Origin of the sequence: Compostibacillus humi (assembly GCF_014637175.1) — a bacterium.
Classification (GTDB): domain Bacteria; phylum Bacillota; class Bacilli; order Bacillales; family Amphibacillaceae; genus Oceanobacillus; species Oceanobacillus humi.
The window spans coordinates 1-25121 of sequence record NZ_BMEV01000050.1; the positions used below are offsets into that span (position 1 = coordinate 1).

General features: G+C 42.6%; 22 protein-coding genes, 1 other RNA gene and 1 riboswitch. Of the genes, 21 read left to right on the forward strand and 2 right to left on the reverse strand.

Going from position 1 to position 25121, the window contains the following annotated elements:
• The first annotated feature begins 251 nt into the window (after nucleotides 1–251).
• On the forward strand, nucleotides 252–1355 hold the full coding sequence (gene menC, locus IEV18_RS12250; RefSeq protein WP_188392673.1) for an o-succinylbenzoate synthase: 1104 nt from the start codon (nucleotides 252–254) through the stop codon (nucleotides 1353–1355).
• Nucleotides 1356–1409: 54 nt separating this feature from the next.
• Here menC and IEV18_RS12255 read toward each other — a convergent pair whose 3' ends face one another.
• The gene (locus IEV18_RS12255; protein WP_188392674.1) at nucleotides 1410–2513 is read right to left on the reverse strand and encodes a 5-methyltetrahydropteroyltriglutamate--homocysteine S-methyltransferase; all 1104 of its coding nucleotides are present in this window, start codon (nucleotides 2511–2513) and stop codon (nucleotides 1410–1412) included.
• Between the two features lie 99 nt (nucleotides 2514–2612).
• Nucleotides 2613–2715, reverse strand: a riboswitch (SAM riboswitch).
• A 208-nt stretch (nucleotides 2716–2923) separates the two neighbouring features.
• Here IEV18_RS12255 and IEV18_RS12260 point away from each other — a divergent pair.
• The 7 genes from IEV18_RS12260 to IEV18_RS12290 all read left to right on the forward strand — a co-directional run bounded on the left by IEV18_RS12260 (nucleotide 2924) and on the right by IEV18_RS12290 (nucleotide 7531).
• A complete protein-coding gene (locus IEV18_RS12260; protein ID WP_188392675.1) occupies nucleotides 2924–3850 on the forward strand; it encodes an MBL fold metallo-hydrolase in 927 nt (308 codons plus the stop codon).
• Nucleotides 3851–3877: 27 nt separating this feature from the next.
• Nucleotides 3878–4573 carry a CBS domain-containing protein gene (locus tag IEV18_RS12265; RefSeq protein WP_188392676.1) on the forward strand — a complete coding sequence of 232 codons (696 nt, stop codon included), beginning with the start codon at nucleotides 3878–3880 and terminating at the stop codon, nucleotides 4571–4573.
• A gap of 110 nt (nucleotides 4574–4683) precedes the next feature.
• On the forward strand, nucleotides 4684–6294 hold the full coding sequence (locus IEV18_RS12270) for an acyl-CoA synthetase (protein ID WP_373281922.1): 1611 nt from the start codon (nucleotides 4684–4686) through the stop codon (nucleotides 6292–6294).
• Nucleotides 6295–6372: 78 nt separating this feature from the next.
• Nucleotides 6373–6513 carry a small, acid-soluble spore protein L gene (gene sspL, locus IEV18_RS12275; protein WP_188392678.1) on the forward strand — a complete coding sequence of 47 codons (141 nt, stop codon included), beginning with the start codon at nucleotides 6373–6375 and terminating at the stop codon, nucleotides 6511–6513.
• 15 nt (nucleotides 6514–6528) lie between these two features.
• Nucleotides 6529–6777, forward strand: coding sequence for a sporulation protein (locus tag IEV18_RS12280; RefSeq protein ID WP_188392693.1), 249 nt, complete (start codon nucleotides 6529–6531; stop codon nucleotides 6775–6777).
• Between the two features lie 56 nt (nucleotides 6778–6833).
• Nucleotides 6834–7020: non-coding RNA, 6S RNA (gene ssrS / locus IEV18_RS12285), on the forward strand.
• A 148-nt stretch (nucleotides 7021–7168) separates the two neighbouring features.
• On the forward strand, nucleotides 7169–7531 hold the full coding sequence (locus IEV18_RS12290) for a hypothetical protein (protein ID WP_188392679.1): 363 nt from the start codon (nucleotides 7169–7171) through the stop codon (nucleotides 7529–7531).
• 17 nt (nucleotides 7532–7548) lie between these two features.
• Here the strand turns inward: IEV18_RS12290 and IEV18_RS12295 are convergent, their stop codons facing one another.
• Nucleotides 7549–8646 (reverse strand): SDR family oxidoreductase, encoded by a 1098-nt coding sequence (locus IEV18_RS12295; RefSeq protein ID WP_188392680.1) that lies wholly within the window; start codon nucleotides 8644–8646, stop codon nucleotides 7549–7551.
• Nucleotides 8647–8761: 115 nt separating this feature from the next.
• Here IEV18_RS12295 and IEV18_RS12300 point away from each other — a divergent pair, with 115 nt between their 5' ends.
• The 13 genes from IEV18_RS12300 to carB all read left to right on the forward strand — a co-directional run bounded on the left by IEV18_RS12300 (nucleotide 8762) and on the right by carB (nucleotide 24936).
• Complete coding sequence (locus IEV18_RS12300) at nucleotides 8762–9847, forward strand: sensor histidine kinase (RefSeq protein ID WP_188392681.1); 1086 nt, start codon at nucleotides 8762–8764, stop codon at nucleotides 9845–9847.
• A gap of 1 nt (nucleotide 9848) precedes the next feature.
• On the forward strand, nucleotides 9849–10490 hold the full coding sequence (locus IEV18_RS12305; RefSeq protein ID WP_188392682.1) for a response regulator transcription factor: 642 nt from the start codon (nucleotides 9849–9851) through the stop codon (nucleotides 10488–10490).
• An 89-nt stretch (nucleotides 10491–10579) separates the two neighbouring features.
• Complete coding sequence (locus IEV18_RS12310) at nucleotides 10580–11386, forward strand: cytochrome c oxidase assembly protein (RefSeq protein WP_188392683.1); 807 nt, start codon at nucleotides 10580–10582, stop codon at nucleotides 11384–11386.
• A gap of 360 nt (nucleotides 11387–11746) precedes the next feature.
• Nucleotides 11747–12679: an ABC transporter ATP-binding protein gene (locus IEV18_RS12315; protein ID WP_188392684.1), complete on the forward strand. Its 933-nt coding sequence runs from the start codon at nucleotides 11747–11749 to the stop codon at nucleotides 12677–12679.
• A 17-nt stretch (nucleotides 12680–12696) separates the two neighbouring features.
• On the forward strand, nucleotides 12697–13965 hold the full coding sequence (locus IEV18_RS12320; RefSeq protein ID WP_188392685.1) for an ABC transporter permease: 1269 nt from the start codon (nucleotides 12697–12699) through the stop codon (nucleotides 13963–13965).
• Nucleotides 13962–15071, forward strand: coding sequence for an ABC transporter permease (locus IEV18_RS12325; protein WP_188392686.1), 1110 nt, complete (start codon nucleotides 13962–13964; stop codon nucleotides 15069–15071). Before IEV18_RS12320 ends, IEV18_RS12325 begins: the two co-directional genes overlap by 4 nt.
• 110 nt (nucleotides 15072–15181) lie before the next feature.
• Nucleotides 15182–16141, forward strand: coding sequence for an alpha/beta hydrolase (locus tag IEV18_RS12330; RefSeq protein ID WP_188392687.1), 960 nt, complete (start codon nucleotides 15182–15184; stop codon nucleotides 16139–16141).
• Nucleotides 16142–16367: 226 nt separating this feature from the next.
• Complete coding sequence (gene argC, locus IEV18_RS12335) at nucleotides 16368–17408, forward strand: N-acetyl-gamma-glutamyl-phosphate reductase (RefSeq protein ID WP_188392688.1); 1041 nt, start codon at nucleotides 16368–16370, stop codon at nucleotides 17406–17408.
• Between the two features lie 32 nt (nucleotides 17409–17440).
• A complete protein-coding gene (gene argJ, locus IEV18_RS12340; RefSeq protein ID WP_188392694.1) occupies nucleotides 17441–18655 on the forward strand; it encodes a bifunctional glutamate N-acetyltransferase/amino-acid acetyltransferase ArgJ in 1215 nt (404 codons plus the stop codon).
• A gap of 10 nt (nucleotides 18656–18665) precedes the next feature.
• Nucleotides 18666–19466 (forward strand): acetylglutamate kinase, encoded by an 801-nt coding sequence (gene argB / locus IEV18_RS12345; RefSeq protein WP_188392689.1) that lies wholly within the window; start codon nucleotides 18666–18668, stop codon nucleotides 19464–19466.
• Nucleotides 19459–20652 carry an acetylornithine transaminase gene (argD, locus tag IEV18_RS12350; protein ID WP_188392690.1) on the forward strand — a complete coding sequence of 398 codons (1194 nt, stop codon included), beginning with the start codon at nucleotides 19459–19461 and terminating at the stop codon, nucleotides 20650–20652. Before argB ends, argD begins: the two co-directional genes overlap by 8 nt.
• Nucleotides 20649–21719, forward strand: a complete 1071-nt coding sequence (locus tag IEV18_RS12355; protein WP_188392691.1) for a carbamoyl phosphate synthase small subunit — start codon at nucleotides 20649–20651, stop codon at nucleotides 21717–21719. Before argD ends, IEV18_RS12355 begins: the two co-directional genes overlap by 4 nt.
• A complete protein-coding gene (carB, locus tag IEV18_RS12360) occupies nucleotides 21706–24936 on the forward strand; it encodes a carbamoyl-phosphate synthase (glutamine-hydrolyzing) large subunit (protein ID WP_188392692.1) in 3231 nt (1076 codons plus the stop codon). Before IEV18_RS12355 ends, carB begins: the two co-directional genes overlap by 14 nt.
• The last annotated feature ends 185 nt before the right edge of the window (nucleotides 24937–25121 follow it).

Genomic DNA, 25121 nt, shown 5'->3' on the forward strand with positions numbered 1-25121 from the left:
CGAAATCAAACCATTGACGTGTTTGTCAAGAGCGATTGCGGCGGCATTTTCTCTATTTTCGTTAGAACACATCCTTCCAATACTGAGTTTTCATAGAACTTTTGACACTACCAAATAATCTTTAATTTTCATAGTAACATACGGAGAAACAAGAAGCATAGCAAAACTTATTCCCGTGTTGCTATTGTCCTTTTCATGTATACTATCATTAAATAAAAAATTGCATTTTTTCGTGAACAGGAGAATAAAATATGATTCCGATAAAGCAGGTAAACTTGCGTAAAGCAGAGATGCGGCTGAAAGAGCCATTTTCCACAAGTTTTGGCACGTTGCAAGATAAAGAATTTTTTATTATCGAGGTATTGGACGGGGAAGGAAATATCGGCTACGGGGAATCCGTTGCCTTTTCTGCTCCCTGGTATACGGAAGAAACGGTAAAAACAACGTTCCATATGATTGAAGACTTTCTTTTGCCTATATTAAAGGAACAACCGGTTGAGCATCCGGACGAAGTGTTTGAGCTTTTCCGCCGGATTAAAGGGAACAATATGGCAAAAGCTGCCGTTGAGGGAGCCATTTGGGATTTATATGCAAAACGGAAAAAGCTGCCACTCTTCCGGGTTCTCGGCGGGGAAAGGAAGACAATTGACGTTGGCATTAGCATTGGCTTAAAGCCGACAATCAAAGAATTGCTGCAAACGATGGAGGAGGCGCTCGAAAAAGGGTATAAGCGCATAAAATTAAAAATCAAGCCTGGAGCAGATATAGAAATGCTCCGGGAAGTCCGAGAAGTTTTTCCCGATACGCCGATCATGGCTGATGCAAATTCCGCCTATACTTTGGCCGATATTAACCATTTAAAGCAGCTTGACGAGTTGAGTTTATTGATGATTGAACAGCCGCTCGCCCACGATGATATTGTGGATCATGCAAAACTTCAGAAGGAGCTGCATACGCCGATTTGTCTTGACGAAAGCATCCGCTCATTGGCAGATGCCAAGAAGGCGGCGGAATTGGGAAGCTGCAAAGTAATCAACATTAAAATCGGCCGGGTTGGTGGTTTATCGGAAGCGAAACGAATTCATGACTTTTGCAAGGAGAATGGAATTGCTGTCTGGTGCGGCGGCATGCTGGAAGCTGGTGTTGGCCGGGCTCATAATATTGCTCTTTCTACGTTATCCAACTTCGTTTTTCCGGGAGATGTATCTGCTTCCTCCCGCTATTGGGAAAAGGATATTATCGAACCGGAAGTAATTGTAAATGACGGGGTTATCCAAGTACCGGACAACCCCGGAATAGGGTATGAGGTGAAGTGTCACTTCCCTGTTATCTATTCGACAACATTTGGGGGGTGACAGGCACCGGTGGATTTTCAGGCATTATTCAGGAATTGCCTGGCGCCGGCAGTATTAGCTCCATACTTCTTTGGCGATGTTAACGATATATTTCAGTTTTGCCCATTGCTGTTCTTCCGTCAGCAGATTACCGTGGTGGGTGGAAGCAAATCCGCATTGCGGACTAATGCATAATTGCTCCAACGGAACGATTTTGCTCGCTTCTTCGATTCGGGCCAAGATCGTATCTTTATCTTCCATTTCACCAGACTTGGAAGTGAATAAGCCTAACACAACTTTAGGACCTCCATCTTGTATATGGTGCAGCGGGTTAAAATCTCCCGAACGATCGTCATCATATTCCAGAAAGAAGCCGTTCACCTTTTCTTTGGCAAAAATAGTTGGAGCAATTTTGGCATAGCTTCCTTCAAAAGCCCACTTTGACCGATAGTTGCCGCGGCATAAATGGGTTGTAATCGTTAAATCTTCCGGTTTGTCTTCCAGGACCCCGTTCACCACGTAGAGAGCCAGGTCAATCAATTCCTCCCGGGACATTCCCGAATCATTAAACGGGATTTCCGGAGCGTTTAAGCCTGCCATATACACATCGTCAAATTGCAAATAGCGGCAGCCGGCTTCATAAAAGGCTCGGATAGCTTCCCGGTACGTTTCGATAATGTCATCGGCATATTCCTGAATATCCGGGTAAATTTCCAGATTGCGGATTCCTGCATTAAACATCTGATTAGGGCTCGGTATCGTCTGTTTTGCAATTGCCCGGTCCCCGACAATTTCCTTAAACAGTTTAAAATCATGAATGTGGGGGTGGTCTTTGTTAAAGGAAACTTTACCGATCACCCGGACATCATATTTTTCCGTCTCTTCCCCTTTAAATTGAAAACCCCGTTCTGGCACATACCCTTCTACACCGTTTAAATGTTCGAGAAAATCCGTATGCCAAAATCTCCTGCGGTATTCCCCGTCGGTAACCGCTTGAAGTCCGACTTCAATTTGCTTATCTACCACTTTCTTAATTTCTTCTGTTTCGATTTCGTAAAGCTGTTCTTTAGTGATTGTTCCTTCCTGAAAATCCTTTCTTGCCTGATGAATTCGCGCCGGACGCAATAAACTTCCGACATGATCTGCCCGGAATGGGGCGTTAACATGTAATTTTGCCATCTTTATCCCTGCTTTCTTTTGTAATAAAATGAAAAACCCCCTTCTTAACATAAGAAGAGGGTTCATTTTCCATCGTAGTAAAAAATGGAAAGGATGCTCTTCTTATCTTCTAGCAAATCTGCTACTGGAATTGGCACAGTACCTAAAAAGGTCCGCTGCCGAGGCTTCACAGGGCCAGTCCCTCCACCTCTCTTGATAAGATGATGTATATTTGATTGTTATTACATAACTTACAGTTCTTTTCAATAGAAGTCAAGCTTTTTTGGCATTCTTTTTCCGAATCCGGGCAAGTTTTCGCAGCTATTTACTTGCGTATACATCATACTAAGCTGATTTGTTTTCTTGCATTTCCCTTTGGAGAAGCTAAAATTATATTTGTATACTTTTTTCCGGCGAAAGAGGAGAAACGAATGCTTATACCGATAACAGACAGCATCCAAAAAATAGTCATTACTTTCCCGCAAGGCATGGGAAGTGTAAACAGTTATCTGATGAAAGGCAGTAAAGGATATACGATTATCGATACAGGAATGAACCATCGGGAAGCAAAAGAAATCTGGAAATCTTTTTTATCCCAGGGTGAGAAAATAGAGAAGGTTGTTCTAACCCATGTTCATGAAGACCATGTTGGACTGGCAAAATGGTTTCAAGAGAAAATAGGAATTCCGGTATACGTTTCTGATATTGGCTATCAGGAAATGAAAAAGAATTTAAACCGAAGCATGGAAGATATCCAGCGGCTAATTCAGAACCACGGCGGTCCGGAAATTCCGAAAACATTTCGCTGGGATTTATCCATTTATGATTTTGAACCCGACGGAATATTTGCTGAAGGGGACGTTATCCGATTGGGAGATGATGAATTTCAGGCGATATGGACGCCAGGTCATGCGCCCGATCAGTTTTGTTTTTACGCGAAGGAAGAAAAACTGATGATAGTCGGTGACCACATTTTGAAAGATATTGCGCCGGTAATAGGACTCTGGAACGGAAAAGAGGGAAACCCGCTGCAGGAATATTTGACTTCATTACAAAAAATAAAACCGTATTCTGCCAATCTTGCTTTGCCAGGCCATGGTGAAACAATTGATCAACTTTATGATAGAATATTAGAATTGGAAAAAAGGCACCAATGGCGACTGGAACAAGTTTATCGGCTGCTGAAAGGGGAGCCGAAAACAGCTTACGAGATTTGTGCAGATATTTATGGCGAAGTAGATATATTAACGCATATCAGTACGTTTATGGCTACGCTGACAAGACTCATCTATTTAGAAACCCTTGGAAAAATTTATCGCATCGACAAAGACGGGGTAACCCTGTTTCATCAGCATTGACGACCAAAACGATTAGGGGAAATGACAATGTACAAAAACTCAGATATATTTATTGCATCTTTTCATCGGATTGAAAAATATTTGAAGTCGAAAGTTTATAATAAAAAGGAGATTGGCTTCGCCCGGGCAGTGAAAATGCTGCGAAAGTCCAATCCGATTATAAGGCGGTATAGTGACGATTTATTGGAATTTGCCGAGCTGAGAAACGCGATTGTACATAATAAAACAGACATAACCTATGCCATCGCAGAGCCCCATGATACAGTCATTGAAAGAATGAAGCTGATTGAAGAAGAGCTGTTCCGTCCGAGAACGGTTGCCCAATTATTTTCCCGCAAAGTATACTGTTTCCAGCAATCGGAAAATGTTTCCCGCATCCTGTCCTTTATCCGCAACAAAGGATTTACTAAATTTCCTGTATACGACGGCCAACGGTTTAAAGGATTGATTACCCAAAAGGGAATTGCGAAATGGCTGGCAATGAATCTGGAAGATAATAGGCTGTTTTCGGAAAATACGATTTTACTCGATATATTGGCTTATGAACAGGAAGGGAACTATCGCTTTGTTGCTGAAAATACTTCTGTCTATGAAGCTGATGATATTTTTAAAGCGAATACTGAAAAAGGCCACCGTATTGGTGCTTTGCTGATTACAAAAAATGGTTCGCCATCGGAAAAACTGACAGGAATTATAACAAACTATGACATTATGAAAATATGAACGAAGCGAGGGGCACATATGCCTCTCTTTTTTTGAACCTTGATATATAAAAATTTCTGAATTAATATAATAGAAAGAATATTAAAATTTATAGAAAGGGTGATCCGATGATGAATCAGCAGCATGTAGAAACGGAAGTGGATAAGCTTGTGGAAAGGGCGAGAAGAAACACGCTAGGGGACATTTTGGAACGAACGAAAGACCGTTACCCCGATAAATTCGCCATTGCATACAAAGATTTACGGCTGACGTATACGGAACTGGATGTTCTTGTGAATCAAACCGCCCATGGGATGCGGAAAGATGGAGTCAAAAAAGGCGATAAGATGACTGTGATGTCGAGAAACAGCTTAGATTTTGTCGTCGTCAATTTTGCCTTGGCGCGGCTTGGAGCGGTAATGATTCCGATCAACTATATGCTAACCGCAAGCGATGCGGAGTATATATTGGCACATGCAGGCGCAAACGGGTTTATTGCCTCGCCGGAATTTGCTCCAATCCTTGATGAAGCCGGAATAGGAAAAGATATTTCATTTCGCTATTTAATGGACACCCCACAAGAATTCTCAGATGAATCATTGTCAACTTGGACCCCGCTATCCGTCCTTCGCAAAGGACAGCCGACATCGTCCGTGGAAACCGACTTGGCCGATGATGATCTTCTCCATGTTTTATATACAAGCGGAACAGAGTCGAAGCCAAAAGGCGTTATGCTCACCCATAAAAGCATTATTAGCGAATATGTAAGTACAGTTGTTGATACAAATATGGAACCATCCGACCGGATGATTCACGCCCTTCCCTTATACCATAGTGCCCAGCTCCATGTTTTTCTCGGACCGAGTATTTATATCGGCGGGAGCGGCATCATTCTGGAAGGCGCAAATCCGGAGGAAATTTTGCGTACAATTGAGAAAGAAAAAGCCACTTCCTTATTTTGTCCGCCAACGGTATGGATTGCCCTTTTAAGACATTCCGATTTTGACAAGAGAGATTTATCATCCTTAAGAAAATGTTATTACGGCGCAGCCATTATGCCGATGGAAATTATTAAAGAACTGACGACACGACTACCGAACGCAAAATTATACAATTGCTACGGGCAGACAGAAGTTGCCCCTCTTGTGACCGTCCTAAAGCCGGAGGACCAATTAAGAAAGCTTGGCTCTGCGGGAAAACCGATTTTAAATGTGCAAACGAAAATATTTAATGACAATGACGAAGAAGTTCCCCGCGGGGAAGTGGGGGAAATTGTTCATCGTACATCCCATGCAATGAAAGGTTATTTAAACGATCCGGAAAAAACGAGAGAGGCGTTTAAAAACGGTTGGTTTCACAGCGGCGACCTTGGTGTAATGGATGAAGAAGGCTATATTACCGTTGTGGACAGGAAAAAGGATATGATCAATACCGGCGGAGTAAATGTTTCCAGCAGGGAAGTAGAAGAAGTGATTTATGAGCTGGAAGGGGTAAGTGAAGTAGCAGTCATCGGAGTGCCGGATGCTTATTGGATTGAAGCGGTAACCGCCGTCATCGTAAGAAAAGATGGGGTTGAATTGACGGAGGAAGCCGTTATTCGTTATTGCAAAGGAAAACTTTCCTCGTTTAAAGTTCCGAAATATGTTTATTTTGCTGAGGAATTGCCAAAAAACCCGAGCGGCAAAGTGTTAAAACGTTCGTTACGGGATACTTATGAACAGTTAGTAAAAAATAAAAGATGAAAAGGCGTTGTCTTATATGACAGCGTCTTTTTTAGCATAGTCTTTTCTTTTTTTACAAATAATAATGCCGGAGGTGTAATGATGAGCAATAACAAAAATTGGAGCAAAAAACGGGTAAATTCCAGCGTCAATCCTCAAGGGCTGACGGAGGACGAGGCGGATCAGCAGCCAAAATCCCAGCTCGAACAGCGGGCGAAGAAGAAAAACACGAAACTGTAAAAAGGAGGGAGAACGATCGACCATACATTAAAATATTTGCGGGAGTCACTATCCAATTACAGTGAAAACGAAATGTGTCAGCAAATTATTGCCAAATTGGAGGAAAATCAATACTCGGAAGAAATTGAGTTTGTCAAAGATTTATCGGAAGAGGAAATTAGCTATTTAGATCAGGTTTTGGAAAATGAACTCGATTATGCGAGAAATGCCCAAGATGAAGTGCGGACAAAACAATTGCTGGAAGTCTTTGAACAATTATTTTAACCTGACTGGTAAATTTTATTAGTTGAAAAAGAGCGTGTATCGTTATAGTATAAAGTTACAAGCTGCATTGTTCGTATTTAATAAAGTTTTAACCTCTGACGAAATAATAGGGAGTTTTACATCGGAATCTTAATGCCGGGCCGTCCTTGAACGGAAGGCAGGACGATTCTTGCGAACACCCACTTGGTGAAGTGGTGGTTTAAAACTTTTTATTATAAAAAATACGGCAAATGTGGCTGAACTTTACACATAAAAGACTAGCCTTTTTTCAGGCTAGTCTTTTTATTTTTATCCATCTCGACAAAATATTCTTAAATATACTAATATAGTGTTAATATGGAACTATCCCGGTGTCCATTTCCTATTCTTGATGAAGGGGGATATGCTTGAAATGGAATCATTATCTGCTGCATTTTGGATTTTTTATTTTTGTTTCCTTCTGTTATCGCTAATTACGGGCATTATTTATTGGGTAAAACGAAAATATAGTATCCCGGCAGTTTTTATGATTGCCATTGCCTTATTCACGCCGTTGGCCGGGCTGCTATTTTCTGTTCAGCGGCCTGCTGATCTTCATGAATGGGCCTTTTTAATGCAACAAGTTAGAAATGGAAATACTTGGGCAATAATTATCGGTGTATGCCATCTTTATCTCCTTTTTTGGTGGGGACTGATGATGTTTCATGGAATTCAATATGCCAGAAGCAATAAGGAAAAGATAGCTAATCTCATCCAGCGAAACAAGGCATCATAGGCTTGCAGCAGGTGCCGCTATAATATTGTGATGTGCTTCGTTACATCGTGCTTATATTTTTTATAGTAGGAGACGATAGGCTCTACTGTCTCTTTAAAGTCAGGACAAGCAATACCAGACCCTTCCAAATCCTTTGTTGCTTGAGCAGCATCATAGGAAGAACGAATGGAAAAATAGTCAAGTGCTTCCGTTTCTACCCGCAAACCGCGCCGTAAAGGGTTAATCTTAAGAGAGGCCTTTACAAGCGGTAATGGTATTTTCCCTTTCGGTGTTTTTCCTAAATAAGCATAAAGCAAAATTTCGTATAGTTCCCTCATTTTATACGGGTTTGGATCTGTTAAATGGTAAGTTTTCCCTTCTCCTATACTGTCAATGGATAGATAGCTAGTCGCCCGAATGACATAATCCGATGGAACAAAATTCCCTTCCGCTTCGCCTCCGCTAAGGGCGGGGATTGCCGGCAAAAAGGAAAGCCGCTCAAATAAGTTCAAGAAAAAGTATAATCCGTCAAACTTTATCGTCTCCCCCGTCTGTGAATGTCCGATGACGATCCCGGGCCGTATGATTGTCGTCGGAACGGATGTCTTTATCTGATCGACAAGCAGTTCCGCTTCAAATTTTGTCTGCTCGTAATGATTACGGAAAGACTGGCCTTCATTAAGTTCATGTTCGTAAATTTTCCCTTCTCTCGTTCCAGATACATAGGCGGTACTGAAGTAAATATAACGGATAAGCCTTTTTAACGATTGGACCCAGTCATTGACATTTTTTGTCCCGATTACATTTACCTGATAGGCAATATCTTCAGGAACAGCTAAATCATAAATCGCTGCTAGATGAAAAACATGGGTGACCGATTTTTTTAGCCTCTCATATGTTAATTCATCCAAAGACAGATTCGGTTTCGTAATATCTCCGGGAAGAATGGTAAAAATCGGCGGCAGCTGATGCTGCATTCGGAGAAGATGCAATTCCTGCTCTGCTTTCTCTTTTAACGCGGGCAATACGAGCAAGTACATATGTTCAATGCGGGCATTGTAATCTTCATATAATTGCCGGATTAGATTGCTGGCAAGAAACCCTGGGTATCCGGTAATGAAATACGTATGCTTCATCGAAAATCCTCCTTTTCTCCTCTATTTTTTCAAAACCTTATGAACATTATAACAAGGGATGATAGAATAATAATATGAACTTTTGCAGAGATATGTTAGAAAGAAGGTTTGTAGCTTGGTTGAATTTTGGCTCCGGTTTATTTCCTTCAGTCTATTGTGGATATTTTACATTGCCAGCGAAAGCCGGACTCTTCCCTTCAGCATCCTCGTATTTTCCGTGGCGATAGGGGTTTATTTTTTTCTTTCGCTGAAGAAAGGCTTGCTCGTATTATATTTGTTCTTATCTTTGCTTGTTTGCGGCCATAGTCTTTTATTGACAGGGGAAGCCGGTTATAGTGTACTTATTATTTTCTTTTTAAGTTTTGATGCTGCGCGCCTCTTAAATAAGAGGGAACATATCATATACGTGATAGGGAATATGTTTTTCATCTTTTTCATCATGGCTGGGCAAAAGGAAATCAGCATTGAAACAGTCGTCCTCTATCTTCTTTTTCTTCTTCTCTTTATAACGGTGAACCGGCTGCAAAAAGAAAACGAGGAAAAGAGAGAACTGTATGAACAGCTGCTGGATGAATACCGGAAGCTAAAAAGGCTGAGCAGGGCAGCGGAACAGGATGCCCGACTGGAAGAACGGAATAAAATTGCAAGGGATATCCACGATTCCGTTGGACACCGGTTAACCGCGTTAATGATGAAATTAGAAATGCTAAGTATCCGGGAACCAAAACTAGAATTCGAAGATTTAAAAAAAATGGCTAGAGAAAGTCTGGAAGAGACGAGACTTGCCGTAAAAGCGATTGAGCGGGAAGAAAACGAAGGTATTGCAACGATTGTGCAGCTTATACGCAAGCTGGAGGCAGAAAGCCATCTGCGAGTGAACTTTACATTAAAACAAGGGGTGCTGTCGATCCCCCTTTCCAACGAAAAAAATGTTGTTCTATACCGGGTAATCCAGGAATCTCTTACGAACGCGATGCGCCATACTCAATCAAGGAAAGTCACTGTGACTCTAGGTGTTTCTGCTGCTGGTGACCTTTCCTTTGAAATTTCCAATCCGATCTTTGAACCGAAACCATTCACGTTTGGATTTGGCTTAACAAATATGAAAAAACGGGTGGAACAAGTAAAGGGAATGATTCATGTATATCAGACAGAGAAAGAATTTGTCGTATCCGGTACGATACCGAGGGAGGCGAGGTAAATTGTGGAAAGTGATGCTAGTGGAGGATCAGGCGGTTGTCAGGCAAGGTTTAAAGGTAATTTTGGAACAGGATAAAAAAATTCGTGTCACTAACGAAGCGGAAAACGGGATGGAAGCGATAAAAATTTTAGAAAAACACCATATTGATTTGATTATGATGGATGTGCGGATGCCGCATATGAACGGAATCGAAGCGACACGGATTATCAAAAAGCAGTGGCCGGAAGTAAAAATATTAATTTTGACCACCTTTAATGATGACGAATATGCGATACAATCATTAAAAGAAGGAGCGGACGGCTTTCTATTAAAAACATCCGAGCCGGACAAACTAATCGAGGCAGTGTATCAGACGATGGAAGGGGGAATGCTCTTGCATCATGAAGTAGCACGAAAAGTAGTACCGCAGCTATTAAAAGGAGATAAGCTTGATAAGCCGGCATTACATATTGATCTATCCCAGAGGGAGCTGTCCATTACGAAGCTAGTCGGAGAAGGCAAGACGAATAAGGAAATTGCCCAGGAGCTGTATCTATCTGTCGGAACGGTAAAAAACCATATTACACAAATTTTGCAAAAAACCGGATTAAGGGACCGGACCCAGCTTGCCATTTATGCAGTAAAACACCATTTGACCGATTAATGTCATTATATTGTTATATCTTTCCCGGAAGAAATCGCATTTTTCCTTTATAATGGATGGGGAAGGAAATAGAAAGCTGGTGAACCAGGATGCTGGAAATTATTTTGGACGAATTCCATCCATCAACGATGTGGAACGGCGGTATTTTTATTTATATTTCATTTGTTTTGATTATCTATTTTTTACTATTGCCACCGTCGAAAAATCACTCTCTAAAAAAATCAATTGTCTTTATCCTTGGGCTGCTTGCAATATTTGCATCATTGGGAAGTCCGATTAACGTCATTGCAAGAATTATGTACAGCTCCCATATAATACAGCTCGTACTGTTGTTTTTTGTAGCACCGCCATTGCTAATATATGGATTTAAATATGAGATTATTGAACGCTGGAAGAAAAATGAAACCTTTGCCTATATGCTGAAAATCGTTACGAACCCGTGGGTAGCTCTTGTCACATTTTACGTTCTCTTTTACAGTTACCACATCCCGGCGGTTTTCAACTCGGTAAGATTGGATTTATTTGCGAATTATTTCGCCATGATCGTCCTGTTTATTGCAGCAATTTTGCTCTTCCATCCTTTATTGTTAAATACATCGTTAAGCGATAAAACTAAATGGACTTATGCACTGTTAAATATTTTGCTCATCGTCCCTTACAGCGTAGTTTTAATCGTCGCCGATTCGGGTATTTACGCACTGTATACCGATGTACGATTATTTATGTCCTCCATTATGGTTTGTCTTCCGGACGCGGATTTAATGACACCGGAATTTTTCCGCGCCCTTATGCCTTTTGACCCGGTCATGGAGCAGCTTCGCGGCGGTATATTGTTATTAATAGCCCAGGTTGTTATATTTACAACGGTTGGATTTTTAGGCAGAAAAAGAAAATAGGATGTTTTAGATGCGTGGTACTCTTTTGAGTACCGCGCTTTTTTGTATGTGAGTGCAATGTCTGTGAAGGTGCGAGAGGGGAAGAATGCCGGAACCAGCTGGAAAAAGACGTCTCACGGCAGATTTCAGCAAAAAAAGGAGAAGAATCGACCGAGAGAGCGCGTCTCACGGCAGGGACAGGACAAATCCTGGCCTATTATGGACAGAAAAAAAACGCCGGGTTCCAGCCGATTATGGGAGAGATATAGGGAAGCGCCAAATAAAATGACTTTAGTCACCGGTGAAGAGGAAAGTTTATGACTTGCGTTAGTTTTCCGGCAAAAATAAATGCCGTACAATGCTGGATAAGGAGGGAGCGACTTGATTGAGTTAGTGGACTTGTCGAAAAGGTATAAGCAGACGGAAGCGGTAAAAAAAGTGAATCTCTTTATTGAACGGGGAGAAATTGTCGGACTGTTAGGACCGAATGGTGCGGGAAAATCAACGTTGATTTCCATGCTGGCGTCACTTTTGGAACCTACGAGCGGTGATGTCCGTTTTCAAAAGAAAAGTGTGCTGCGGAACCCTCAGCCGCTCCGGAAAGTAATTGGCATGGTTCCCCAGGATATTGCTTTGTATGAAGATTTGACAGCGGAGGAGAATCTGCACTTCTTTGGCCGAATTTACCGTCTGAAAGGAAAAGAATTAAAGAAAAAAACAGAGGAAGTATTGGAACAAATCGGGCTTACCGAACATCGTAAGGATATTGTGAAGCGGTTTTCCGGCGGGATGAAGCGGAGGCTCAATATTGGGGTAGCAATGCTACACGAGCCGGAATTAATTATTATGGATGAGCCAACCGTTGGCATTGATCCCCAGTCCCGCAACTATATTTTGGAAACGGTGAAGAGATTAAATGAGGAAAAAAAGATGACAGTTTTATATACGAGCCACTATATGGAGGAAGTCGAATTTTTGTGTGACCGGATTTATATTTTGGATAAAGGCAATCTAATTGCGTCGGGAACTAAAGATGAAATTAAGGACATTATCTCGTTGGAACGAGCACTATCAATCAAAGCAGACCGATGGGAAAATGAATTTGTAACAAAATTAAAAGGAAATCCGTTAATCAGCCGGATTCACGTGGAAGAGAAAGAGATAACAGTCATTGTCCCCAGGGAAGTAAATATGTTTTCTGCCATCATCCAAATAGCAGAAGAAACCGGCCAAGAACTGAATTCGGTTAACCGAAAAGATCCTACCTTGGAAGATGTCTTTTTGCATTTAACGGGAAGAGCGTTAAGGGATTAGAACGGAGGGGACCTAAAATGTTATTTCCTATTATTAAAAAGCAACTATTTATGCTCATGCGAAATCCGGTTGAAATATTGCTCTTAATCGGTCTCCCGATTATTCTCATCGTTATTTTAGGGAATGCTCTCAGCAGCTGGATGAATGGCGAAACACCGGCAATCACTGGAAAAATAGCAATTTTGGAAAGAGAAGACGAGGGACGGCAGTTAGAACGGTTTCTGGAAGATATGAAAAAAATGGGGCTGCCGGAAGAGACAATCCAATATTTTGAGCAGGAAATCGATACGATTGCCCCAATCCGGCTGTTAAAAGAAAATGTCTTTGGCAGTGAAGAATTACAGGATATGTTTCAAATCGAAGAAGTGAATTTATCCGATAAAGAAAAAATTTTAAACGATGATGGCTATACGATGCTGCTGGAAGTGCCGGAAAACTTTACTTACGATACATTGCGGACGATGGTTTTAGGTGAAAAGAGAGAGGCAGAGCTCATCATCTATGAAAACGATCAACAGCAAATTGCCGCAGGAATTTTAAAAAACGTACTCGGACAATTTCAGGAAAAGCTGACAAAGGAAACTTTTCTTCAGCAAAATCAGCTGGATAGCGGATTGGTATTGGCTAATAACGAAAATTTAGCGAATGAAATCATACCGATTGAAGAAAAAAATCCGATTAATGCCAAGAAATACTATACGGTAGGGATGGCGACAATGAATGTGCTGTTTATCGCTTCAGTTATCGGATCCTTTGCCTTTTTAGAAAAGAAAACCCAAGTATTTGACCGGATTATTTTAGCGAATGTATCCAGGTGGCTTTACTTTGTCGGAATTTTAATCAGTTCCGCCCTGTTTGCTTTTCTTCAACTCCTGATTATCTATGGATTTTCATGGATCGTGTTTGATGTAGCTTTTCCGGATGCCTACGCATTTTTCATGACGACCGGCATTTACGCTCTTGCCGTCGGCGGCATTGCCGTGCTGTTAACGGCCATTAGCTACCGGTTAGAGTCAGAAACGTTAACGAACTTCTTCTCAGGGGTCATCGTTACGATTATGGCCTTTATCGGCGGAAGTTTTTTTCCGATTGGTGATTCATCGGAGATTATACAGCAGTTAGGGAACTACACTCCGAATGGGGCTTCCATGTCCGCTTATTTAGCATTGCTGCGGGGCGATGGATTTGCCGAAATTGCTGACCATCTTACTTTTCTCGTATTATTTGCCTTCGCCTCTACGGTGGTGGCAGCTATGACTTTCCCGAAAAGGGGGATATCTTCATGACAGGAATTCTTTTTGCCAAGTGGAAAACATTTCTCCGAAAACCGTGGGATTTTGTGCTGTTTACGGCCATGTCCATCCTTTTTGCTTTCATCATCGGCGGCAGCAATGATATGAATACGTTAAAAATTCCGGTCTATGCCGATGAAATATCGGATAATTTGGATGCATCTTTGGAAGAGCTGGAAGGCTACCATTTTTCGTGGCTGGATGACGAAGCGAAATTAAAGGAATTGGTGGAAAACGGAAAAGCGGAGTTAGGTGTAATATTGAGGGATAAAGATTTTGAAATAATTGTCGGCATGGATTCCCCGAATGTCAGCATGGTTGAGTATGCATTAGCCGGCATTTACGAAAAAAGGATGGAGCGGGAAAAATTGACCCTTGCAATAGAGGATTTCCCGAAAGAAGAACAGGAAAGATTAAGCAAGGAGTGGGACAGTTTAAACGATAATCCGGTATTTTCCGTTCAGTCCAGTACGTTCCGGAGTGATGATGCGATTGTCTATGACAGCAATTATCATTTTCTATTCGGATTTACGCTGTTCTTCGTCATTTACACGATCGGATACACGGTTCTGCCTGTGCTGACGGAGAAACAAGCTGGGATATGGGATCGGATGATTTTGTCTCCTGCAAGGAAATGGGAAATGTATGTCGCAAATTTAGCCAATAGTTTTTTGCAAGGGTATTTGCAGATTATCGTTATATTCCTCGTCTTCCGGTATGCATTCGGATTGGATTTTCACGGGAAAATGATGGAGACATTATTGCTGATTCTGCCATATGTCTTTACCGTGGTTGCCTTATCGATGTTTCTCGTTTCTGTCGTGAAAACCGTCCAGCAGTTTAACGGTGTTTTGCCGATAGTCTCCTTAAGCATGGCAATGATTGGCGGGGCATACTGGCCGTTGGAAATCGTCGAGTCGGAAATTCTACTGACACTGTCGAAAGGAAATCCTCTAACCTACGGCATGGAAATTGTCAACGGTGTTGTCATGTACGGCTACCCGATGGAAGAGCTGCTGTTTCCGATAAGTATTTTGCTCTGTATGGGAGTTGTTTTTATGGGGATGGGCATTCACCTGATGGAGCGGAGACATATATAAATAGAAATTGAGAATTTTTGCTCATGTTTCTATAAACTACCAAACTTCCACCTCATAAAGACCTTTCTTTTTCTAGTATAATAGAAATAGAAAAAGAGAGGAGAAGCAAGGTGAGCAAAAAGAAGCTATGGATCTCTGTCATTGGCGGTTTGATAATTATTGCCATCATAATAAATTTTGCCATCGGTTACTATTTGTACGATTTGGCCATCGCGAGAAATGTGAAGGATTTCTTATCAGGAAATAAAGATCTGGAAGTTTCTGCTGAGGCGATGGATGTGTTCACCGCTGGAGATTGGCGGGATTGGGTACGAAGTCAAGATTTTGCTGTATGGGAACTGGAATCCTTTGACGGCTTAACATTAAAGGGATATTTCCTCGAAGCAAAAAAGCCGACCAATAAAGTTGTCATTTTTGCCCACGGATATTTGGGGAGAGCCAGTGACATGGGCCTTTTTGGCCAGCATTACTATGAAGAACTAGGCTACCATATGTTTACCCCAGATTTACGGGGACACGGGAAAAGCGAAGGAGACTATATCGGCTTTGGCTGGCATGACCGGCTTGATATGGTGGCGTGGATCGACCGGGTCATTGCCGAACTCGGCGAAGAGACGGAAATCATTTTGCACGGCGTTTCCATGGGAGGAGCAACGGTCTTAATGACAAGCGGGGAAAATCTTCCGGAAAATGTAAAAGGGATTGTCGCTGATAGCCCTTACTCCAGTGTTCACGACCTGTTTTCCTACCAATTGGAAAGAATGTTTCATCTTCCCGAATTTCCAATCCTTCCGACTACAGCTTTAGTAACAAAACTGAAGGCCGGGTACACGTTTAAAGAAGCTTCCGCCTTGGAACAAGTAAAGAAAACGGAAGTGCCTATTCTTTACATCCATGGAAGCAAGGATACCTTTGTTCCTACTCCGATGACGGAGAAACTGTATGATGCGACAAACAGCGAAAAAGAGCTGTTCATCGTGGAAGGGGCTTCCCATGGCGAATCCATCGTCTTAGATAAAGAAGGATATCTCCGGACGTTATATAGATTTCTGGAAACATATACAAATTGATGCAAACCGTATTCGCGGTTTGCATTTTTTTATGCAGGAAACTATCGGCTGCGGAAGCAATGCGCCCATGGTTTATTCAATTAATATGCATAAATATACAATAACGCTGTACAAATCCGGTTGATTTTGCATATTTATTTAAAAATATTAATAAATATACTTGATTATTTATACGGCAGAATCTATAATTATGAATAATTCAATTAGGGAAAAGGGAGTTTTGTCATTGAAAAAAGCAGCAATTGTTGGGGGAACGGGATACGGGGCGGTGGAGTTAGTCAGACTGTTACAGTCCCATCCGAAGATTGAAATCCGGAAAATTATTTCCCATTCCCAGTACGGAAACAGTATTGCCGAAGCATATCCCCATTTATCTCACGTTTTTGAAGTGACGATGGAAGAGTGGAATGCGGAAGAATTAAAAAATGAAATTGATATCGTCTTTTTTGCTGCCCCAGCCGGAGTGGCGAAAGAATTGATACCCGAATTGCAAGATTCCCCAATCCAATGTGTTGATTTGTCCGGCGATTTGCGGCTGAAATCAGCTGAGGATTATGAAGCATGGTATGGAATAAAAGCAGCACCGAATGCAACGCTGCAACAAGCGGTGTACGGATTAACGGAAGTATTTAAAGAAGATATAAAACATGCAAAAATCATCTCCAACCCGGGATGCTTCCCGACAGCGGCATTGCTTGGCACTGTTCCCGCCATTGTCCATAACCTGATCCAGCCCTATCCGATTATTATTGACGGAAAAACCGGAGTTTCCGGGGCGGGAAGAAAGCAAAGCGCCATGACCCATTTCTCGGAAACGAACGAAAATGTTACAGCCTATAAGGTCGGCCATCATCAGCATATTCCGGAAATTGACCAATATTTGTCCCAAGCTGGCAACCAACCGATTACAACCGTATTTACAACCCATCTCGTACCAATGACCCGCGGTTTAGTATGTACCATTTACGGCTCATTAAATCGAAATGCGGACACTGCAGAAATAATTTCCCTTTACCGAAATTTTTATGAAGGGCATCCATTCGTCCGCATTCGGGATGAAGGTCATTTTCCGACGACGAAGGAAGTATATGGCAGCAACTTTTGTGATATCGGTATCCATGCAGATGCGCGGACCAATCAGCTCATTATCGTATCTGCCATAGATAACTTAGTAAAAGGCGCTGCCGGTCAGGCAATCCAAAATGTGAACGTGATGAACGGCTGGGACGAATCGTTAGGATTAGAGGATTTTCCGGTATATCCATAGATTTATTGGCAACAGAAAGGATGATTGAAGTGATGCAAACAGCGGAAAAAATCCAATTGTTAGAAGATGGACATATAACGGATGCAAAGGGATTTATTGCCGGCGGGATCCATTGCGGCATTCGAAAAACAAAACTTGATTTCGGCTGGATTCATTCCGAAGTTCCTGCTGCAGCTGCAGGGGTATATACAGTAAATGCATTTCAGGCCGCACCTGTTCAAATTACGAAAAACACTATCGAAAAAAGCGGAACGATTCAAACGGTTATTGTCAACTCAGGTAACGCCAACTCCTGTACCGGTGAAAGAGGGATGAAAGATGCCATGGAAATGCAGCGGCTCGCAGCGGAGAAGATGCAAGTGCCGGTCCAATACGTTGCGGTTGCTTCTACCGGTGTTATCGGTGATTTTTTGCCGATGGACAAAATTCGCTTCGGCATTTCCCAAATGGATGAAAATGATAAAGCTCACCATTTTGAACAGGCTATTTTAACGACGGATACGGTAACGAAGCATGCGGCTGTTAAAGTCGAAATTGACGGGAAGATGATTGCGATTGGAGGAGCAGCAAAAGGATCCGGGATGATCCATCCGAATATGGCAACGATGCTTGGTTTTATTGCCACCGATGCTTGTGTAGAGCAGGAGAGCCTGCAGCTGGCATTACGCCAGTTGACAGATTCGACGTTCAATATGATTAGCGTTGATGGAGATTCGAGCACGAATGATATGGTCCTGCTTTTGGCAAACGGCATGAAAAAGAATAATCCGCTCCACCCTGGGCATCCGGATTGGCAATTGTTTTTGCAAGGATTGGAAACGGTCATGGCTGAATTGGCAAAAAAGATTGCCCGGGACGGAGAAGGAGCGACAAAGCTCATCGAAGTGCACGTCACCGGCGCCTCTAACAAAAGGGCGGCGAATCAGGTGGCAAAAGCGATTATTTCATCCAATCTCGTCAAAACCGCCGTCTACGGGAAAGATCCGAATTGGGGAAGAATCGTTTGTGCTATCGGGTATAGCGGCGAAACGTTTGATCTAAATAAGATTCACGTTGCCCTTGGAGACCATATTATTTTTCAGAACGGTTTAGGAACTGCAACGGAAGAAAAGATATTAAAAGATTATTTGGAAGAGGATACAGTAAAAATTTATGTCGACTTGCAAAATGGATCAGAAAAAACGGTTGCCTGGGGCTGTGATTTAACCTACGAATATATCAATATCAACGCTTCCTACCGTACTTGAGGTGATTGAAATGGAGAAAATTGTTATAAAAATTGGCGGGAGCATCGCAGGGAAATTGCCTAACTCTTTTTTTGCCAGTCTTGCTCGTTTACAAAAAATGAATAAATATCAGCTCATCATTGTCCATGGAGGCGGTCCGGAAATTAACGGAATGCTCCAGAAAATCGGCATCCAATGCCAGTTTGTGGACGGATTGCGTGTAACGACAAAGGAAGTATTAGATATTGCCGAGATGGTAATGAGCGGTTCGGTAAATAAAAATATTGTCCATCGTCTGCAGCAGGCAAATCTTTCTGCTGTTGGCATCAGCGGAGTTGACGGTGCCTTGCTCGTTTCAGAACCGGCAGATTCTTCAGGAAAACTTGGATATGTAGGCAAAGTAAAACGGGTGAATAAAGAATGGCTGGAAAAATTGCTTCACGGAGGAGCTATTCCCGTTATTTCTCCTATCGGATTGGATGAAAAAGGGGAAAAATATAATATCAATGCAGACATGGCAGCTGCAGCAGTAGCGGCAGCGGTAAACGGAAAGCTAATTTTTATAAGCGATATCCCCGGGGTCATGGAGAAGGTGGAAGGGAAAACGGTTCTTCATCCTCTTCTGAATAAAGAAAAAATCGAACAACTCATTGCTGCAAAAGTTATTCATGGCGGAATGATTCCAAAAGTACGCTCTGCTTTACAAGCGTTAACCGACGGGGCGAAAGAAACAGTAATCGTTAATGGCATTAAGCCGGACGATCTTTGGAATTACTTGCAAGGAAAAAATGCAGGAACAATCATTACGACAGAGGAGGTCCAGCATGTCTAATCCATCGATTCATTCGGAAAAAGTACTGATGAATACGTATCAGCGGTTTCCTCTCCGGCTAGTGAAAGGAAGAGGAAGCTATGTCTGGGATGAAGAAGGAAGAAAGTATTTGGACTATACCTCCGGCATTGCCGCGTGCAACCTAGGTCATAATCCTGATTCTGTCAATAAAAAGGTGAAAGAACAGCTCGATTTATTATGGCATTGTTCCAATTTGTTTGAAATCCCGCTTCAGGAACAGCTTGCTGCACTGCTTACGGAAAACAGCATTTTTGACCAGGTGTTTTTCTGCAATAGCGGGGCTGAAGCAAACGAAGCAGCGATTAAACTGGCAAAAAAATATGCGAAAGATTGCGGGAATCCGGAAAGAACGGAAATCGTTACCTTTTATAATTCCTTCCACGGTCGCACCGGTACGACGATGGCTGCAACGGGCCAGGAAAAAATTCATCGCGGGTTCACGCCGCTGACTCCGGGGTTCCGCTACTTGCCCTTTAATGATCAGCAAAGTTTGGAAGAGATTCATAACGGAAAAACGACTGCTGTTTTATTGGAACTAGTGCAAGGGGAAGGCGGAGTGAATGTGGCCCATCCGGAATGGGTCCGCCAGCTAAAACAGGTTTGCGAAGAAAATGATATTTTATTTATCGTGGATGAAGTTCAGACGGGAATCGGGAGAACAGGCACCTTATTTGCCTATGAACAATTTGGGGTGGAGCCGGACATCATCACTTTGGCAAAAGGTCTAGGTTCCGGTTTTCCTGTTGGAGCAGTTTTGGCGAAAGAAAAAGTGGCCGCATCCTTTCAGCCGGGAACCCATGGCAGCACTTTTGGCGGAAACCCGTTAGCGATGAGTGCAGGAATGGAAACGATTGAAACGATCCTTGAGGGAAATATCCTTCAAGAGGTCAAACAGAAGGAAAAGCAGCTTATGGCCGACATAATTCGGTTGCAGCAATCCTATTCTCGCATCAAAGAAATTCGCGGACTCGGTCTATTGATCGGGATGGAATTGGAGGGTGCGGCATCTTTTATCGTCGAACAGCTGCAGAAGCGGAATATACTTGTGCTAACCGCCGGACCGAATGTTGTAAGAATTTTGCCTCCGCTAACAACAACGTTGGACGAATTGGCATTATTCATCGGGCAATTGGAGGAGATATTGTTAGAGGAGGTGGGAAGGTGACGAAAGGCTATATCGTTTTGGAAACAGGTGATGTTTTTCAGGGGGAGTGGATTGGAGCAGAGCGAGAAGCGGAGGGAGAGGTCGTATTTTATACCGGAATGACCGGGTATCAGGAAATATTGACCGACCCTTCCAGTGCCGGCCACATTGTCGCCTTCAGCTATCCGATTATCGGCAATTATGGAATCCATCCGCTGTACAAGAAAGGGGAAGGGATTGCGGCGGCCGCTGTCCTTGTCAGTGATTTATGCGATGAACCAAGCCATTATGGATCTATCCATTCTTTGGAAGAAGAGCTGATTAGAAAAAATATTCCCGGATTAAAACAGGTGGATACCCGTGCTTTGACGGCCGTCCTCCGTAAACACGGATCGATAAAGGGCAAAATCGTAAAGGAAAAAGAAACATATGCCGGACCGTGGAAGGAAATTGATACTGTATCCCTGATACAATCCTATTCGGTTTCACGTATAGCAGAATGGGGTAGAGGAAAATATCATCTCGTCATTGTCGACTTTGGACAAAAAAATTTCCTTCTTCAATATTTGGCGGCGAAAGGATATCGGGTTACTGTCGTGCCTTTTCATACCTCGTTTGCAAGTATAAAGGAATTAAAACCGGACGGAGTCATTATTGGCACCGGGCCGGGAAATCCATCCGATTTACCTTTTCTTTTGCCAACAATAAAAAAGATTGCAGAACATTACCCTGTCCTTGGCATCGGCCTGGGACATCAGCTAATTGCATTAGTTTATGGCTGCAAAACTGAAAAAATGCTGTTGGGACACCGGGGAGAAAATTATGCCGTAAAAAATACGGAAACAGGAAAAGTGCTTATTACATCGCAAAACCACGGCTTTACTGTTATGAAAGACAGTATCGATTCCGAAACGTTTAAAGTTCAATTTTTCAACGTGAATGACGGTACTCCAGAAGGATTGCTCCACCAATATTTGCCGGTACAGACGGTTCAGTTTCATATCTATTCTGAAGAAACGGCTCAAGTGTTGGATTCTTATTTACAGAAGGTGGAGGCAGTGAGGGGGATTGGCTATGTCCATGCGTGATGCAGTAAAAAAGGTGCTCGTCATCGGCTCCGGACCGATTGTAATCGGGCAGGCGGCTGAATTTGATTATGCAGGAACACAAGGCTGTCTTGCCCTCAAGGAGGAAGGAATCGAAGTAATATTAGTAAACAATAACCCGGCAACGATCATGACCGATGAGCAAATTGCAGATCGGGTATACATGGAACCGTTAGAGATAAATACATTGGAAAAAATTATTGCAAAGGAAAGACCGGATGGATTAATAGGGACTCTAGGCGGGCAAACGAGTTTAAACTTAACGGTAAAACTGCATGAAAAAGGAATTTTAGAACGGTACGGCGTAAAGCTGTTAGGGACTTCTGTACAATCTATCCAAAAAGGGGAGGACAGGGAAAAGTTTCGCCAGTTAATGGTAGACATCGGCGAACCTGTGGCCGACTCCCGAGTAGTTGAAACGGTGGAAGAAGGGCTTGCATTTATCAAAGATATCGGCTTTCCGGTGATTTTGCGTCCAGCCTATACCCTTGGCGGGGAAGGGGGAGGGTTTGCCAATAATGAACAGGAATTCCTTTCGCTTCTGGAAAAAGGGCTAAAACTTAGTCCTATCGGTCAAGTTCTAGTAGAAAGAAGCATTCAAGGCTGGAAAGAAATTGAGTTTGAAGTAATGCGGGATGCCAACGATACGTGCATCATTATTTGCAATATGGAAAATATCGATCCGGTAGGAGTGCATACGGGTGACTCAATCGTCGTTGCCCCGTCCCAAACATTATCCCACCGCCAATACCATATGCTGCGTAAAGCCTCTATAAAAGTCATACGGGCATTGGAAGTAATCGGAGGATGCAATATCCAGTTTGCCCTTCATCCCCAGTCAAATGAATATTTTGTTATCGAAGTAAATCCGCGGGTCAGCCGTTCATCTGCCCTCGCCTCAAAAGCTACCGGCTATCCGATTGCCCGCATTGCAACAAAATGCGCCCTCGGCTATCATTTGGATGAAATTATCAATCCAATTACAGGAAATACGTACGCTGCGACGGAACCGGCATTAGATTATGTCGTCGTCAAACTTCCTCGCTTTCCCTTTGATAAATTTACCGAAGGAGATCGCAAACTCGGTACACAGATGAAAGCAACAGGGGAAGCAATGGCATTGGATCGCACTTTTGAGGGGGCATTAAACAAAGCGATTCGTTCCATGGAATTACAAGTAAACAGTTTGGAATGGCCGGGACTGAAAGAAAAATCTGATTCCGAATTGAAGGAATTGCTGCATGCTCCAAACGACATCCGCCTGTTTGCCATCGGTGAGGCGCTCAAGCGCGGATTTGGCGTAAGCGCAATTCAAGCGTTAACCGGGATCGACAGATGGTATTTGCGAAAGCTGGAAAAGATTATGCAGCTGGAGCAGACTTTGTCCTCCCATCGCTGGCCAAATGTACCGACATCTTTATTAACACAGGCAAAAAAGATAAACATGAGCGATGAGCGAATTGCATCATTGCTTCAATGCACACCAAAACAATTAAGAGAAACTTATCAGGAAATCGGCCTGCAGCCAGCTTTTAAGCTTGTCGATAGCTGTGCCGGGGAATTTGCGGCTGAAACTCCTTATTATTATTCGACCTGGAACGGAATTGATGAAGTGTCACCGTCCGAAAAACGGAAAATTCTTATTGTCGGCTCCGGTCCAATCCGGATTGGGCAAGGCATTGAATTTGACTACTGCTCCGTCCATGCCGCCAAAGCAGTAAAAAAATCAGGGTACGAAGCAATTATTATGAACAATAATCCGGAAACCGTCAGCACCGATTACTCGATAGCGGACCGTCTCTATTTTGAACCGCTGGCCCTGGAAGATGTATTATCCGTTTCTATAAAGGAACAAGTGGATGGGGTTCTTCTCCAATTTGGCGGCCAAACGGCAATTAATCTGGCAAATCAATTGCAGGAAGAAGGAGTGCCCATTTTGGGAACGCAGCCGGAACATATGGATCAAATGGAAAATCGGGAACAATTTTATCGGTTTTTGCAATCTTTAAATATTCCCCACATTGCCGGCTTTACCGTTGAATATAAAGAGCAATTGACAGAGAGGGCAAAGGAAATCGGTTTTCCGGTGCTTTTGCGACCGTCCTACGTTATTGGCGGCCAGTCGATGTTCATCTGTTATTCGGAGGAAGAGCTTTTTCACTATGTAAAAAGAATCGAACAGGATACGAATGGTCAATGCTGGCCGCTCCTTGTTGACCCGTATTTGCCAGGACTCGAATGCGAGATGGATGTCATTAGCGATGGAAAAGATATTGTCGTACCCGGCATATTTGAACATATTGAAAAAGCAGGAGTGCATTCTGGTGACAGCATGAGTGTTTTGCCGGCACAATCGTTGTCTGACGAAGTAAAGCAGCAGATGCTGGAGACAGCAAGAAAAATCAGCTGCGCCTTGCCGGTTATCGGAATGATGAACATTCAATTTGTATTCCATGATGAAACATTATATGTCTTAGAAGTAAATCCTAGGTCCAGCCGCACGGTGCCTTTCCTCAGCAAAGTGACGGGCATTCCGATGGTGGATTGGGCGGTACAAGTCCAATTAGGGATGCCGTTAAAGAAATTGTCCGACAAGCTCGGTTTATTGCCGGAACCATCTTTTTATACGATAAAAGCTCCTGTTTTTTCCGCCAGCAAGCTAAAAGGGGTTGACCATGCACTAGGCCCGGAAATGAAATCAACCGGCGAAATTATCGGTTTAGGATTTACAAAAAATACAGCTTTAAAAAAGGTGCTGCCGTATGTCGGAAAGGTTTCAGAAGAGGAAAAAGCTTCTGGCCGGCTATTTGTGTCAATTGCAGACCGCAAAAAGGAGGAAAGTCTTTCCCTTGTCAGGCAGTTTGCAAACTTAAATTTTTCCATTTGTGCAACGGCAGGAACGGCAGACTTTTTACAGCAGCATAGAATAAATGTAACGAAGATAAAAAATGATAAAGCCGAAATATTGGATTTTTGGCAGCATTCGCCGCCAGCCATCGTCCTAAACATTCCAAATGAAGGAAGGAAAAAAGAAAAAATCGGATTTTTCATTCGGGAATTATCTGTACGTCATCAAATTCCTTATTTTACGAGTCTGGAAACGTTACAGGCTGTGCTCGATTCCCTTTCCAGGGAAACTGCAGAAGAAGAGATTCTGTCATTACAGGAATATTTAAATCGGCACAAAATACTTTATTAAGTGTATAGAATGCTAATCAAAAGGGAGGCATCTCTTTTTGATTAGCATTTTTTCCTAAATGCTAGTATATTGTAACTCAACTTTCGCACGCTTAAAATTGCTCTAAACCCTTGATATATTTGAATGCAGACTAAGTTGATCATGCCGCATTTGCCTTTATTTCATCGTTACTACGAAAAGCCTTC

What these genes read in the sequence shown, in the direction of transcription:
- carB (WP_188392692.1), top strand. Translation starts at nt 21,706, where the DNA reads ATGTCCATGCGTGATGCAGTAAAAAAGGTGCTCGTCATCGGCTCCGGA.
- IEV18_RS12325 (WP_188392686.1), top strand. Translation starts at nt 13,962, where the DNA reads ATGACAGGAATTCTTTTTGCCAAGTGGAAAACATTTCTCCGAAAACCG.
- IEV18_RS12310 (WP_188392683.1), top strand. Translation starts at nt 10,580, where the DNA reads ATGCTGGAAATTATTTTGGACGAATTCCATCCATCAACGATGTGGAAC.
- argJ (WP_188392694.1), top strand. Translation starts at nt 17,441, where the DNA reads ATGCAAACAGCGGAAAAAATCCAATTGTTAGAAGATGGACATATAACG.
- IEV18_RS12265 (WP_188392676.1), top strand. Translation starts at nt 3,878, where the DNA reads ATGTACAAAAACTCAGATATATTTATTGCATCTTTTCATCGGATTGAA.
- IEV18_RS12255 (WP_188392674.1), bottom strand. Translation starts at nt 2,513, where the DNA reads ATGGCAAAATTACATGTTAACGCCCCATTCCGGGCAGATCATGTCGGA.
- menC (WP_188392673.1), top strand. Translation starts at nt 252, where the DNA reads ATGATTCCGATAAAGCAGGTAAACTTGCGTAAAGCAGAGATGCGGCTG.
- argD (WP_188392690.1), top strand. Translation starts at nt 19,459, where the DNA reads ATGTCTAATCCATCGATTCATTCGGAAAAAGTACTGATGAATACGTAT.
- IEV18_RS12260 (WP_188392675.1), top strand. Translation starts at nt 2,924, where the DNA reads ATGCTTATACCGATAACAGACAGCATCCAAAAAATAGTCATTACTTTC.
- IEV18_RS12270 (WP_373281922.1), top strand. Translation starts at nt 4,684, where the DNA reads ATGAATCAGCAGCATGTAGAAACGGAAGTGGATAAGCTTGTGGAAAGG.
- IEV18_RS12290 (WP_188392679.1), top strand. Translation starts at nt 7,169, where the DNA reads ATGGAATCATTATCTGCTGCATTTTGGATTTTTTATTTTTGTTTCCTT.
- argB (WP_188392689.1), top strand. Translation starts at nt 18,666, where the DNA reads ATGGAGAAAATTGTTATAAAAATTGGCGGGAGCATCGCAGGGAAATTG.
- IEV18_RS12295 (WP_188392680.1), bottom strand. Translation starts at nt 8,646, where the DNA reads ATGAAGCATACGTATTTCATTACCGGATACCCAGGGTTTCTTGCCAGC.
- sspL (WP_188392678.1), top strand. Translation starts at nt 6,373, where the DNA reads ATGATGAGCAATAACAAAAATTGGAGCAAAAAACGGGTAAATTCCAGC.
- IEV18_RS12320 (WP_188392685.1), top strand. Translation starts at nt 12,697, where the DNA reads ATGTTATTTCCTATTATTAAAAAGCAACTATTTATGCTCATGCGAAAT.